General features: G+C 59.2%; 13 protein-coding genes. 10 read left to right on the top strand and 3 right to left on the bottom strand.

Going from position 1 to position 13,101, the window contains the following annotated elements:
* Window positions 1-17 precede the first annotated feature (17 nt).
* A complete protein-coding gene (locus tag AC1RQI_RS15520; RefSeq protein WP_481905526.1) occupies window positions 18-617 on the bottom strand; it encodes an ABC transporter substrate-binding protein in 600 nt (199 codons plus the stop codon).
* A 306-nt stretch (window positions 618-923) separates the two neighbouring features.
* Between AC1RQI_RS15520 and AC1RQI_RS15515 the strand changes: the two genes are divergently transcribed.
* The 9 genes from AC1RQI_RS15515 (at window position 924) to AC1RQI_RS15475 (ending at window position 10,048) form a co-directional block, all read left to right on the top strand.
* The gene (locus AC1RQI_RS15515) at window positions 924-1,442 is read left to right on the top strand and encodes a class IV adenylate cyclase (protein ID WP_481905525.1); all 519 of its coding nucleotides are present in this window, start codon (window positions 924-926) and stop codon (window positions 1,440-1,442) included.
* A 12-nt stretch (window positions 1,443-1,454) separates the two neighbouring features.
* Window positions 1,455-1,973, top strand: coding sequence for a GNAT family N-acetyltransferase (locus AC1RQI_RS15510; protein ID WP_481905524.1), 519 nt, complete (start codon window positions 1,455-1,457; stop codon window positions 1,971-1,973).
* 66 nt (window positions 1,974-2,039) lie between these two features.
* On the top strand, window positions 2,040-2,756 hold the full coding sequence (locus tag AC1RQI_RS15505; RefSeq protein WP_077531128.1) for a response regulator: 717 nt from the start codon (window positions 2,040-2,042) through the stop codon (window positions 2,754-2,756).
* Window positions 2,746-4,212, top strand: coding sequence for an ATP-binding protein (locus AC1RQI_RS15500; protein WP_481905523.1), 1,467 nt, complete (start codon window positions 2,746-2,748; stop codon window positions 4,210-4,212). The genes AC1RQI_RS15505 and AC1RQI_RS15500 overlap by 11 nt, the downstream gene beginning before the upstream one ends.
* A 133-nt stretch (window positions 4,213-4,345) precedes the next feature.
* Complete coding sequence (locus AC1RQI_RS15495) at window positions 4,346-5,782, top strand: carbohydrate porin (RefSeq protein ID WP_481905522.1); 1,437 nt, start codon at window positions 4,346-4,348, stop codon at window positions 5,780-5,782.
* Window positions 5,783-5,821: 39 nt separating this feature from the next.
* Window positions 5,822-7,081 (top strand): ABC transporter substrate-binding protein, encoded by a 1,260-nt coding sequence (locus tag AC1RQI_RS15490; protein ID WP_481905521.1) that lies wholly within the window; start codon window positions 5,822-5,824, stop codon window positions 7,079-7,081.
* A gap of 108 nt (window positions 7,082-7,189) precedes the next feature.
* Window positions 7,190-8,062 (top strand): carbohydrate ABC transporter permease, encoded by an 873-nt coding sequence (locus AC1RQI_RS15485; RefSeq protein WP_481905528.1) that lies wholly within the window; start codon window positions 7,190-7,192, stop codon window positions 8,060-8,062.
* Window positions 8,055-8,924 carry a carbohydrate ABC transporter permease gene (locus AC1RQI_RS15480; RefSeq protein WP_416634752.1) on the top strand — a complete coding sequence of 290 codons (870 nt, stop codon included), beginning with the start codon at window positions 8,055-8,057 and terminating at the stop codon, window positions 8,922-8,924. The genes AC1RQI_RS15485 and AC1RQI_RS15480 overlap by 8 nt, the downstream gene beginning before the upstream one ends.
* Before the next feature lie 5 nt (window positions 8,925-8,929).
* Window positions 8,930-10,048: an ABC transporter ATP-binding protein gene (locus AC1RQI_RS15475; RefSeq protein WP_481905520.1), complete on the top strand. Its 1,119-nt coding sequence runs from the start codon at window positions 8,930-8,932 to the stop codon at window positions 10,046-10,048.
* 55 nt (window positions 10,049-10,103) lie between these two features.
* Here AC1RQI_RS15475 and AC1RQI_RS15470 read toward each other — a convergent pair whose 3' ends face one another.
* Both AC1RQI_RS15470 and edd read right to left on the bottom strand, forming a co-directional pair.
* Window positions 10,104-11,069, bottom strand: coding sequence for a glucokinase (locus tag AC1RQI_RS15470; RefSeq protein WP_481905519.1), 966 nt, complete (start codon window positions 11,067-11,069; stop codon window positions 10,104-10,106).
* The gene (gene edd / locus AC1RQI_RS15465) at window positions 11,062-12,882 is read right to left on the bottom strand and encodes a phosphogluconate dehydratase (RefSeq protein WP_481905518.1); all 1,821 of its coding nucleotides are present in this window, start codon (window positions 12,880-12,882) and stop codon (window positions 11,062-11,064) included. The genes AC1RQI_RS15470 and edd overlap by 8 nt, the downstream gene beginning before the upstream one ends.
* 146 nt (window positions 12,883-13,028) lie before the next feature.
* On the opposite strand from edd, the gene AC1RQI_RS15460 reads away from it, so the two are divergent.
* On the top strand, window positions 13,029-13,101 hold a 73-nt coding region (locus tag AC1RQI_RS15460; protein ID WP_481905527.1), incomplete at its 3' end, for a hypothetical protein.

The raw sequence follows: 13,101 nt of genomic DNA, 5'->3' as shown, positions 1-13,101 counted from the left end.
GAAAACCAAGAACTAGACTATGAAGGGTGGGTCAATTTTATTGGCCAAAGGTGGGTCAAAATAGATGGCCATTGACACTTGGCGCCGGGCTCCGCGGCCCGTTCGGGAAAAATGTCGTCGCCACCGGCAATGTGGATCAGCTCCGAGACCCAGCCAATGCCCGTAATCATGGGGTCGCCCCACTCTTCAAAATAAACACGCGGGCGTGGCCCCTGAGCCTGCTTCGCCCGTGTCGCCTCCACCCGTGACGCCAGTTCATCCGCATAGGGTTCGGTGTAATCATGCAGGCCGAGCATGCCGCCGAGGGTGCGGATCATGGAAACAATGCCGTTCACGGTGCGATGGTTGAAGATGTGCACGGCGACGCCGGTGCGCACCAGTTCGGCGGCGATATCGGCCTGCATGTCCGAGAACCCCAGCACCAGATCCGGCTCCAGCTCAAGAATCCGCCCTATCTTGGCGGAAGTGAAAGCCGAGACCTTTGGTTTCTCCTGCCGCGCCCGTTCGGGGCGCACGGTAAAGCCGGATATACCAACAATGCGATCTTCGGCACCAATGGCGTAGAGCGTCTCGGTGGTTTCCTCAGTCAGGCAGACAATGCGCTGTGGGTAATCCATAGGCTCAATTCCGGGTATTGGCGGAGGATGTTGTCCTGGTTTCGCGCAGTTGATGCGCCCCTCCTGGTGCTCAATAGGCGCCTGGATGGTGCGCTCTACCACGATGGTTTGCATGTAACCAACTCCTTTATTCCCGTCGTACCCAACGGCCCTCAACCTACGCTCCCAGCGGCCATCTGGATACCCGGGGTGCCCGCCTGCTCCACAGTAAAGCCCAGCTGTGGCTTTCCGCTTTCGCCTGTGCAGCGGGATCATCTAGAGTGGCCATGAGATCACCCGGCTTGTAGCTGAATTCAGGAATCGTCAGTGGCACGTAATATAGAGATAAAGGCACGCTCAAGCGACGTTGACTCCCAGCAACGCATTGCCTCCCGCCTTGCGGATAGCGCACCGGTGCTGATTGAGCAGGAGGATACATTCTTCCATGTACCGCGAGGGCGGCTAAAGCTCCGGGTTTTCGGGGACGGCACAGGCGAGTTGATCGAGTACGACAGGCCAGATTCACCAGAGGCTAAACAATCAACCTATATCCGCTCCCCTGCCAAGGAGCCTGAATCCCTCAAGGCGGCACTGGCCGCCGCGTTGGGGGTTCGTGCGGTGGTCAGGAAACGGCGTATGCTGTTTCTTACAGATCAGGCACGAATTCACCTGGACGAGGTGGAAGGCCTTGGCTGGTTCATCGAGCTTGAGATCGTGCTCCGGCCAGAGCAGGACGAGACGGAGGGGCGGGCCATGGCGGACAGGCTGATGTCTGAGCTGGGCATCGACTCGACGGATTTGGTCGCTGGCGCGTATGTGGATCTGCTGGCTCACGCTTCACATTAACAGGTAAAGACCATGGAAATCGTTCCTCTTGCTGATCAAACGGAGTTCATTGCCGAGTTGGCGGAGCTTCACCATGCAGAATGGAAGCACTTGAACCCGTCGCTTACTTTAGAGGGGCGAGCCGCAGCAATCGCTGATGCTGCAGGGCGAGAGGGTATTCCTTCTATCTTTATTGCTACGTCAGGAAGTCAGCTTGTTGGTTCCGCTGCGCTCGTTCAGAACGATATGGATACCAAGCCGGATTTGGCCCCTTGGTTGGCAGCCGTTTATGTGAAAGAGGCCTTCCGGCACCAGGGAATAGCATCCGAATTGATTAGTCGGTGCGAAGATGAAGCAATTCGTTCCAATGCCAATGTCTGGTATCTCTACACGGAGTTTGCCTCGATGCTGTATGAGAAGCTCGGCTGGCGTCATATGGAGCGATGCGCTTACAGGGGAGTGACGGTCGATGTGATGTGCAAGCAGATCCGCCCCCACAACAACGCCCAGCCAGATGTTCCCGGCTCACCGGCTCCGACGCCTTTCTGGTGACACTGGATGCCAGGCCCGCGCGGTGCTATGTTTCAGCGCGAACCAAATACAATAAAAGGCGTGGGAATGACCGATGTGAAAGCAACGATCCTCGTCGTTGACGACGATCATGCCATCCGCGAACTCCTGCACGAGCATCTTTCCCGCGGCGGGTATGACGTTCACACCGTTCATGATGGCGACACCATGCGCCAGAAGCTGACGGAGGTACCGACCGACCTCATCGTGCTTGACGTCATGCTGCCCGGTGACGATGGCTTTACGCTCTGCCGCGAGATCCGGGAACACTCTCAGATCCCCATCATCATGCTGACCGCCAGCTCCGATGAGACCGAAAGGGTCGTTGGCCTGGAGATTGGCGCGGATGATTACCTGGCCAAACCGTTCAGTGCCCGTGAGTTGCAGGCGAGGATCAAGGCCCTGCTGCGGCGATCGGATTTCGCGCGCACAGACAATGCCCGTTTCGTGAAGTTTGATGGCTGGCGCCTGGATACTCAGACTCACCAACTGATTAGCGACGATGGCGACGCCTTTTCACTGTCCGGGGCCGACTTTTCCCTGCTTCAGCTGTTTCTGGATCATCCCAACGAAGTGCTGGACCGTGACACCATTTCCAGCGTGACCCGAGGGCGGGAGTCCATGCCACTGGATCGTGTGGTGGATGTGGCCGTGGCCCGCCTGCGCCAGCGTTTGGGAGACCACGGCCGCAACCCCCGACTGATCAAGACGGTGCGCGGAGCGGGTTACCTGCTAACCGCAACGGTGACCCGCAGTGCCCAATAGTGCTGGTGCTGTGGAAGCCGGTCGCCGGCTCCGGCGTCTGTTACCGTCCTCGCTACTGGGCCGTATCCTGCTGCTGACCCTGCTGGCCATGGGCGTTGCCCAGATCATGTCCAGCATCATCTGGGTAGAAACCTTTCGCGCGCGGCAGGAAGACCGGTTGGTGACCACCACCCGCAATCTCGCATCGTCAGTGGCTGCCACTACGCAGTTTTTTAACTCCCTGCCACGGGAATACCAGCATATTGTGCTGGATCAGTTACGGGATATGGGCGGGTCACGGTTCTTTGTCTCTCTGAACAACAGCCTTATCGAGATGGAGCCCCTGCCAGACAGCGAGCGTAAACAGCTGGTGATGGATGAGGTCACGTCCGTGCTCCGCAGCCGGTTGGGCAACGCCACCAACATCCATGTTGAGTTTGTTCATCCTGACGATCTCCGCCTGCTCAATACTCAGCTCCCCCTGGAGTCCTTGCCGGAATCCTGGGCGCACTACTCGCTGACCCTGGATCCCATTAAACCGCCAGTACTGGTTACCCAGGTGGAGGTCGCTGAGGGCAAGTGGCTGTACCTTGCCTCGCTGTTGCCGGCTCCCTATGTGTCGCTGGATGAAGACAGCATTCCCGGCCAACAGATCGTGTTCATCCTGGTGATGATTGGTGTTCTGTTTCCGGTACTGGCCTGGTTGGTGCGTGGCCAGACCAGGCCCTTGCACAGGCTGGCCAGGGCGGCGAGAGATCTGCCCCTGGATGAGCAACGTCCGCCGCTTCAGGAGCAAGGCAGTTCTGAGATCGTCGCGGTAACCCGGGGGTTCAACACCATGCACCGGAGGCTTCAGAGTTACATCAGCGACAGGGATCAGCTGTTCCGGGCTATTTCTCACGACCTGAAAACCCCCATAACCCGACTGCGTTTAAGAGCCGGTCTCATTGATGACGCCACCATTCGTGAGCGGTTTGAAAATGACCTTCAGGAACTGGAGCTGCTGGTCAAAGGTGCCCTGCAAAGCATGAAGGACACCCACATCCATGAGAATGTGGAAGCGGTCGATATTGACGGTATGATCCGCAGGATGGCGGAGGCCTATAATGCAGAAAGCTCCCTGGTCACCGTGGAGGGAAGCTGTGGAACGTACCGGGGCAAGCCGCTGGCATTGAAGCGTTGCCTGGGCAATCTGCTGGACAATGCCATCAAGTACGGGGAAAAGGCGACGGTGTTTCTGGAAGACTCCGTTGATCAGCTCGTCATCCGTGTTCATGACTATGGTCCTGGCATTCCGGAAGCAGAGCTGGACCGGATTTTTGAGCCCTATTACCGCCTGGGCCAGGAGCAGCGCGGCGGTAACGGGCTGGGCCTTGGAATTGCCCGCAACATTGCCCAGAGCCATGGTGGAGAGCTTTTGATTGCCAACGGGGACGGTGGCGGCCTTGACGTTACGCTGACACTTCCCCGGTACTGATAAGAGCGGATGATCAAGGACCTGGTGGCCATGTAACGACCCTGTTACACCGGTCTTTCAGTTTGATACGTCCTCGCTCCAGGGGGTGCCCTAGACTCCATTGTTGCAAATACAACAAAAACAGGGAGTCAACATGAGCACCTCTAAAACCGATTGTTCCGCCTCATCGCTCGCCACCAGGCCAGCCCGTCTTCTGGCGGTCGCGGTCAGCGCGGCTTCGCTTGGACTCGTTCCGGGTCAGGCGCTTGCCAAGCAGAGCGTTGAAGAACGCCTCTCCGCCCTGGAAGCACAGTTGGCCACTGAAAAACCGCACGCCAACGCAGAGCAGGGCTTCTCGTTCAGTACCTATGCCCGTTCCGGTTTGCTGCTTAACAGCAACGGAAAAAGCGCCCCTGGGGGTCCTTTCCTGACCCCAGCGGGCTCGGTCGGCGGTGCCGTTGGACGGCTGGGCAATGAGCCAGACACCTATCTGGAATCAATCTTCAACTACAAGGACGTGGCCGACAACGGCACCAGGTCCCTCTACCGCCTGATGATTGCGGATGCCTCCACGTCCAGCAACGACTGGACAGCCGATGACGGTGCACTGAATGTGCGCCAGGCCTACGTGGAATTCAGCAACCTGGCCAGCTTCTCCGGCATCTTCGAGGAGGCTTCCATCTGGGCCGGCAAACGCTTTGATCGGGATCTGGATTTCGACGTTCACTGGCTCGATAGCGATGTCGTGTACCTGAGTGGCACAGGTGCTGGTATCTACGACGTCACTTTCAGCGAATCGGCGAGATCCAATTTCTCATTCTACGGGCGCAGTTTTCTGGACTTTCCCACCAACCCCAACACCACGACCGGCACCTCAGACACCGACAACCTGATCGTCACTGCCAACAACTACTTCGGAAATGTTCAGTGGCTGATCAACGGCATGTCAGCCGCCGATAACGATCAGCGCATCGTCGGCGGAGCCATGGAGGCGGCGGAGACAGGTGTTCAGACCATGCTGGCCTACCACGGCGACAGTTTCTTTGGTGTGTCTGACGGTACCTTCAAAACGGCGCTGCTACACGGACAGGGACTGGGTGCGGAGGTCAAGAACATCGGTGCCGATGGCAACCTGCACGAGGATGCCAACACGACCCGCGTGGTTGCCTACGGCACCACCCGCTTGAGTGATGACTGGCGCATTGCCCCGGCACTGATGGCCGAGTCCAGCAAGGACCGCTACGTGGAGGGAGATGAGTACCAGTGGATGACCTTCAATACCCGTCTGGCCAATGAGCTGGGCACCAACTTTGAAATGCAGTACGAAGCCTCCTGGCAGGTAATGGACCTCAAAACCAGGGGCTACGAAGGACGAAGCGATGTGGACGGCGATTACGCCCGCTTCACCGTCGCACCAACGTTCAAGCCACAAGTGGGCGGCTTCTGGCAGCGACCGGAAATCCGTGTTTTCGCCACCTACTCCACCTGGGCTGATGAGCTGAACCGTTACGCCACGGACGATGCTCTGGGCGCGGAGGACTTTGGTGGAAGCCAGTGGACTTTCGGTACCCAGATGGAAGTCTGGTTCTGATTCGGACAAATGTCTCTATTACAACAACAAGGAGCCAACATGAAATCTCTAAAGCGTCATTTTACGGCACTCGCAATGTCGGCCTGCGTTCTTCTCCCGACCAGTGTTCAGGCTGGCAAAGTGGAGGTACTGCATTGGTGGACTTCAGGCGGTGAGGCACGCGCCGCCAAAGCCTTGAAGCAGATGATGGAAGATCAGGGCCACACCTGGAAGGACTTTGCCGTAGCCGGTGGCGGTGGTGAAGCCGCCATGACCGTTCTCAAATCCCGCGCGGTATCGGGCAACCCGCCCGCTGCGGCCCAGATCAAGGGTCTGGAGATTCGTGAATGGGCAGAACTGGGCTTTCTGACCAGCCTCGAGGGCGTTGCTGATAACCAGAATTGGGATCAGCTCATTCCACCGATGATTTCAGAGGTCATGAAATACGAAGGGCAGTACGTGGCCGTTCCGGTCAACGTACATCGGGTGAACTGGCTGTGGGTGAATCCCGACGTGATGGACAAGGTCGGCGTTAAGGTGCCCACCACACTGGATGAGTTTTTTGAAGTCGCCGACAAACTCAAGGCAGAGGGCTACATTCCCCTGGCCCACGGCGGCCAGCCCTGGCAGGACGCCACCGTCTTCGACGCAGTAGCACTTGCTGAACTGGGCCCGGAGGATTACCGCAAGGCCTTCGTTGAGCACGACATGGACGTGATCAACAGCAAGAAAATGGAACGGGTCTTCGCGCAGTTCGACAAAGTCATGAGCTACGTGGATGACGACGCCGCCGGCCGGGACTGGAACACCGCCACCGGCATGGTGATGGAAGGTGAAGCCGCCATGCAGATCATGGGAGATTGGGCCAAGGCTGAATTCACCGCTGCTGGCCTGACACCGGGGGAGGATTATCTGTGCGCCCCGGCGCCCGGCACGTCTGGAGACTTCACCTTCAACGTGGACTCATTCGCCATGTTTTCCCTGTCCGACGAAGAAGACGTCAAGGCCCAGAAGGACCTCGCCCGGACCATCCTGAAGCCGGAATTCCAGACCCTTTTCAACCAGAACAAGGGCTCGATTCCGGTCCGTACCGACATGGACATGGGGGATTTCGATTCCTGTGCCCAGGCGTCGATGAATACCTTCCAATCCAGCTCCGATGATGAAGGCCTGGTGCCAAGCTTCTCCCATGGTCTGGCTACGACCAGCCACATCCAGGGCCAGATCTTCGATGTGGTGACCAACTTCGCTAACTCCGACAACCCGGACCCGGCAAAAACCACGGACCAGCTGGCTTCCGCCATCCAGTCCGCCATGTAAAACCTTGCCAGGCCGCCCAACGGGCGGCCTTCGCGGTATTTCAGGGGAGTTCTCATGGAATATAGACAACGTCGCCCTTCCGGTGTAGCCAGGGTTTCGTCCGGCCTGATGGATAGCCTGCAGCGCTGGTTGCCCAAGCTGGTTGTGGCGCCAACCGTCCTGATCATTGGCATTGGCATCTACGGCTTCATGCTATGGACGGCCGTGCTGTCGTTTACCGACTCCAGCTTCCTGCCCAGTTATAACTTCGTTGGTCTTGAGCAGTACGCCAAGCTGATGGAGAGCCAACGCTGGCTGGTTGCGTCATCGAATCTGGCCCTATTCGGTGGGCTGTTTATCGGCATCTGCCTTCTGATTGGCGTGGTGCTGGCGATCTTTCTGGACCAGCGCATCCGCCAGGAAGGCGCGATCCGGACGATTTACCTGTATCCCATGGCGCTGTCCATGATCGTCACGGGCACCGTCTGGCGCTGGATCCTCAATCCACGCCAGGGGCTGGAAAAGATGATGCATGACTGGGGCTGGACGTCCTTCAGCTTTGATTGGCTGGTTAATCCTGACTTCGCCATTTACACCATTGTGATGGCGGCTGTCTGGCAGGCTTCCGGCTTTGTTATGGCGCTTTTCCTGGCCGGGCTCCGGGGTGTCGATTCGTCGATCATTAGCGCGGCCCGGGTGGATGGCGCCAGCCTCCCGGTCATCTACTGGAAACTCATCCTGCCCTCCCTGCGGCCGGTGTTTTTCAGTTCAGTGATGGTGCTGGCCCACATTGCCATCAAGAGCTTTGATCTGGTGATGGCCATGACGTCGGGCGGTCCTGGCTACTCCACGGATTTACCAGCCGTGTACATGTACGCCACGACCTTTACCCGTGGCCAGATTGGCCAGGGCTCCGCCAGCGCCATGCTGATGCTGGGAGCAATTCTGGCACTGCTGGTGCCTTACCTGTATTCCGAACTGAGGGAGAAGCGCCATGACTGATGTCGTTCGCAGGGGCGTTCGCCCCAGCCGCATCGCGATCTATGGGGTGCTGCTTCTGGCCTGCCTGGTGTACCTGATTCCGCTGATCATTATGGTGATCACCAGTTTCAAGACCCCAATGGATATCCGTTCCAGCAACCTGCTGGCCCTGCCCACCGATTGGACGACCATCGGTTGGACAAAAGCCTGGGCCGAAGCCTGCACCGGTGTGCAGTGTGAGGGCGTAAAAGGCTTCTTCTGGAACTCGTTCAAGATGGCCGTGCCAGCGGTGTTGATTTCCACCCTGCTGGGGGCCTTTAACGGCTATGTGCTGTCGAAGTGGAAGTTCCGGGGGGCGGACCTGATGTTTGGCATGCTGCTGTTCGGCTGTTTCGTGCCCTTTCAGGTCGTTCTGCTGCCCATGGCACAAACACTGGGCATGCTGGGATTGGCCAACACCACCCCAGGGCTGGTACTGGTTCACGTGACCTACGGGGTGGCCTTCACCACGTTGTTTTTCCGCAACTACTACGTCGCCATCCCCGATGCGCTGATTAAAGCCGCGCGGCTGGATGGCGCCGGCTTTTTCACCATCTTTTTTCGCATTCTGCTGCCCATGTCCACCCCGATCATCATGGTCTCGCTGATCTGGCAGTTCACCCAGATCTGGAATGATTTCCTGTTTGGCGTGGTGTTCTCCAGTGGCGAGAGCCAACCCATAACGGTTGCCCTGAACAATCTGGTGAACACCAGTACAGGGGTAAAAGAATACAACGTGGATATGGCCGCTGCCATGATTGCCGCCCTGCCAACGCTGGTGGTCTACATCGTGGCCGGCAAGTACTTCATACGCGGCCTGACGGCCGGTTCGGAGAAAGGATAAAACCAATGTCACAGCTGGAACTGCGGGACATCCGCAAGACTTACCCGGGGGCTCATGACGAGACCCTGAAGGGCATCAACATTGATGTCGCATCTGGAGAATTCCTGACCCTGGTAGGCCCTTCAGGCTGCGGCAAATCCACCCTGATGAGCAGCATCGCCGGCCTGGAAGCCATCACCGGTGGCTCGATGGTGGTCAACGGCGTGGACATTTCCGCCATGGAACCGAGGGACCGTGATATTGCCATGGTGTTTCAGTCCTACGCGTTGTATCCCACCAAGTCGGTGCGCGAGAACATCGCGTTCGGGCTCAAGATCCGTGGTATGCCGAAGGACGATATTGAGCGGGAGGTGGAGCGGGTGGCCGACCTTCTGCAGATATCTCCTTTGCTGGACAAGAAGCCTGCCCGGCTTTCCGGCGGCCAGCAGCAGCGTGTGGCCATGGGCCGCGCCCTGGCCCGCAGGCCAAAGATCTATCTGTTTGATGAGCCGCTGTCCAACCTGGATGCCAAGCTGCGGGTGGAGATGCGCACCGAAATCAAAAAGCTGCACCAACGCTTGAAAACCACCGTTGTCTACGTCACCCACGACCAGATCGAAGCCATGACCCTGGCTGATCGAATTGCGGTGCTCAAGGACGGCGAACTGCAGCAACTGGGCACGCCCAAGGAGGTTTATGACACACCGGAAAACCTGTTTGTGGCGGGGTTCATTGGCTCGCCGTCCATGAGTTTTATTGAGCTGGAAATCGAGCGATCCGAGGCTGGACTGGCAGTGACCGTCGAAGGCAGTGACGGACGCAAGCTGTCATTGCCAGTGCCGGACTACTTGGCCAACTGGGTCGGCAAACGGGTGATTCTGGGCATCCGACCAGAACATATCAGCCAGCCGGACAACATCAAGAGCGAGCATTCCCTGGTGGCGAGCGGCTCCCTCACTGTCGAGGTAACCGAGCCCACCGGCCCCGACATCATTGCAGTGATCCGCCTCAACGGCATTGACGTTCACTGTCGACTGGATGCGGAGCACCCGGTGAATTGGGGTGAGGATGCCGAGTTGATGTTCGATATGAACAAGGTGGTCTTCTTCGATCCGGCCACCGAAAAACGCATCCGGCCCAACTAGCTCGGTTCGGGACTGGGACTACCTCTCCGGCGTGCCGGCCAACGGTCACGCCGGATTATACCTCTCCGTTATCCAACGCCTGCGCCGCACCCAACAGACCGGTATAGGGCTCGGTCACCACATGGACCGGAATGGACTCCATCATTGCCCGCATCCGGCCTTTTTCCTCAAAGGCCGTACGGAAGGGGCTGTCACGGAACACATCGAGAAAGCGCGGCACAATCCCACCGCAAATGTAGATGCCGCCCAGGCTTCCGAGAGTCAGCGCGGCATCGCCAGTCACCCGACCCAGAATCTCGCAGAACATCCGCAGCGCCCGATGCGCCAAAGGATCCTCTTGCTGCAACGCGGCTTCGGTCACAGCCTCTGGGGTGTGCAGGCGCACCGATGCCCGCTCAAGTTCGGCCAGCGTCTGATACAGGTTGAGCAGGCCCTGGCCACTGAGGATGCGTTCCACGCTGACACGACCAAAGCGGGCACGCAGGGTCTGCTGGACCGCCACCTCCAGCTCATCGGTGGGGGCAAAATCCACATGCCCGCCTTCGGTCTCCAGGGGAACCCAGTCGTGATGGGTGGGGATCAGGGCGGATATGCCCAGTCCGGTGCCGGGGCCAATGACCAGGCGCGGCCGCTGCGGGTCCGCCACGCCCCCGCCCACAGGGTGGAGGTGTTCGCAAGAAACACTGGGCACGCCCAGGGCCATGGCTGTAAAGTCGTTGATGGTCTTGAACAGATCCAGGCCAAGGGACTCGCGCATTGCCGCCTTACGAAAGACCCAGGGGTTGTTGGTCATGCGCACCATCTCATCATGCACCGGGCAGGCGAAGGCCATACAGGCCCGGCGCACTTCCCCGGCACCGGTCTGTTGAAGGTAGTCCCTGACCGCCCCGTCCAGGTTCTCGTAGTCGTCGCAGGGCAATACCGCAATTGAGCTCAAGGTACCCGACCCCGGCTCCACCAACGCAAACCGGGCGTTGGTCCCCCCGATATCCCCCACCAGTGCCCAAGGTGTCTCAGTCATTCTGCGCTGTCCAAAAAAAGGAGGCTCCCTTCTCCGGCGTATCGGCCTTGGCCCGCATCCAGCCGAAGAGTTCGCGGCCATAATCGTGTTGATGCGCCGCCAGATCCGCCTGGGTCGGTGGCCGTTCCGCCCAATCATCCGGCTCGATGACAGCCAGCGTTCCTTCCCGGGCATCCACCCGGATCCGATCGCCATCGCGCAGTTTGGATAGCCCCCCGCCGTCGGCCGCTTCGGGATAGACGTGGATCGCCGCTGGTACTTTACCAGAGGCGCCGGACATGCGTCCGTCCGTGACCAGGGCCACGCGGAAGCCTCGATCCTGCAACACGCCCAGATAGGGCGTGAGTTTATGCAATTCCGGCATGCCGATGGCCTTGGGGCCCTGGAAACGCACCACCACAACACAGTCGCGTTCGAGCTGGCCGGCCTCAAACGCTTCAGCCACGGCGGACTGGTTGTCCAGCACGACAGCCGGCGCCTCGATCACATGGTGATCCGGCGCCACCGCCGAGACCTTGATCACACCACGCCCCAGGTTGCCGTCCACCACCCGCAAGCCGCCATCGCTGGTGAACGGCTCCTGGACTGACTCCAGCACGGCGGGATTGAGCGAGGCCTCCGGTGCCGGCTCCCACTGTACCTTGCCGTCCCGCCATTGCGGCAGTTGGGTATACCGGCGCAGCCCAAAGCCCGCCACCGTTTCCACGTCCTCGTGCAGGAGACCGGCATCCAGGAGCTCCTGGATCAGGAAGGCCGTGCCGCCAGCCTCGTGGAAGTCATTGATGTCCGCCTGACCATTGGGATAGATCCGGGTCAGGCCGGGTACGACCGCAGAGAGATCATTAAAGTCATCCCAATCCACCAGGATACCCGCCGCTCGGGCAATCGCCACCCAGTGCATGGTGTGGTTGGTGGAACCGCCGGTGGCCAGCAAGGCGACCAGGGCGTTGACGATGTTCTTCTCCGCGACCACATCGCACAGTCCCTTCTGGCCCCCATTGGGCGCCGACAGGCGGATCACCTGTTCGGTGGCCTCACGGGTCAATGCTTCCCGCAGCTCCGTCCCCGGCTGCACAAAGGCCGAACCGGGCAGATGCAGACCCATGACTTCGACCAGCAGCTGGTTGCTGTTGGCGGTGCCATAGAAGGTACAGGTACCGGGGCTGTGATAGGACTGGCTCTCCGCCTCCAGAAGCGCCTCTTTCCCCACCTTGCCTTCGGCGTAGAGCTGGCGCACCCGCTGTTTTTCCTTGTTGGGCAGACCAGTGGGCATGGGCCCGGCCGGTATGAGCGCCGTGGGCAGGTAACCGTAGCTCAGCGCCCCGATCAGGAGCCCCGGCACGATCTTGTCGCAGATCCCCAACAGCACGGTGGCGTCGAACATGTTGTGACTCAGTGCCAGGGCCGTACTCATGGCGATCACGTCCCGGGAAAAGAGGCTCAGGTCCATGCCGGGCTGCCCCTGGGTGATGCCGTCGCACATGGCCGGTGTGCCGCCGGCGAACTGGGCCACGCTCCCCATATCGGCCGCGGCCTGTTTGATAACCTCCGGGAAGTCACGATAGGGCTGGTGCGCGGACAGCATGTCGTTATACGCCGACACCACCGCAACGTTGGCCTGGTTCATCAACCGCAGGGCGCTCTTGTCACGCTTGCCGCAAGCCGCAAAACCATGGGCCAGATTCCCGCAGGACAATACCTCCCGCTGCGGCCCGTTGCGCCGCAAACGGGCCATCCTGTCCAGGTAGCGCTGACGCTCGTCACGACTGCGATCCATGATGCGCTGAGTGACCCGCTCGACCGTGGGATGCATCGTAAACCTCTCTCTTGGGGCGTTTGATCCAATCAGAATCGTTCTGTGGTTATTTTACTATATATACTTCATTTTTTCACGCCAAAAGATACCCTATTCCAGACTTATTTGTTATATTTACTACATAACAAGCAAGTCAATGCCCCATCGCCCAGGCGCTGCACCAGGCAGTCGGCATCGAGACTGGCTTGATGACGACGACCCATTCCTACACCAATG

The organism is Salicola sp. AFF1 (assembly GCF_056783195.1).
This window is presented reverse-complemented; position numbering and strand designations above follow the sequence as displayed.

Coding starts and splice junctions, on each gene's coding strand:
- AC1RQI_RS15520 (WP_481905526.1), bottom strand. CDS start 617: ATGGATTACCCACAGCGCATTGTCTGCCTGACTGAGGAAACCACCGAG.
- AC1RQI_RS15510 (WP_481905524.1), top strand. CDS start 1,455: ATGGAAATCGTTCCTCTTGCTGATCAAACGGAGTTCATTGCCGAGTTG.
- AC1RQI_RS15505 (WP_077531128.1), top strand. CDS start 2,040: ATGACCGATGTGAAAGCAACGATCCTCGTCGTTGACGACGATCATGCC.
- AC1RQI_RS15495 (WP_481905522.1), top strand. CDS start 4,346: ATGAGCACCTCTAAAACCGATTGTTCCGCCTCATCGCTCGCCACCAGG.
- AC1RQI_RS15490 (WP_481905521.1), top strand. CDS start 5,822: ATGAAATCTCTAAAGCGTCATTTTACGGCACTCGCAATGTCGGCCTGC.
- AC1RQI_RS15485 (WP_481905528.1), top strand. CDS start 7,190: ATGGATAGCCTGCAGCGCTGGTTGCCCAAGCTGGTTGTGGCGCCAACC.
- AC1RQI_RS15480 (WP_416634752.1), top strand. CDS start 8,055: ATGACTGATGTCGTTCGCAGGGGCGTTCGCCCCAGCCGCATCGCGATC.
- AC1RQI_RS15475 (WP_481905520.1), top strand. CDS start 8,930: ATGTCACAGCTGGAACTGCGGGACATCCGCAAGACTTACCCGGGGGCT.
- AC1RQI_RS15470 (WP_481905519.1), bottom strand. CDS start 11,069: ATGACTGAGACACCTTGGGCACTGGTGGGGGATATCGGGGGGACCAAC.
- edd (WP_481905518.1), bottom strand. CDS start 12,882: ATGCATCCCACGGTCGAGCGGGTCACTCAGCGCATCATGGATCGCAGT.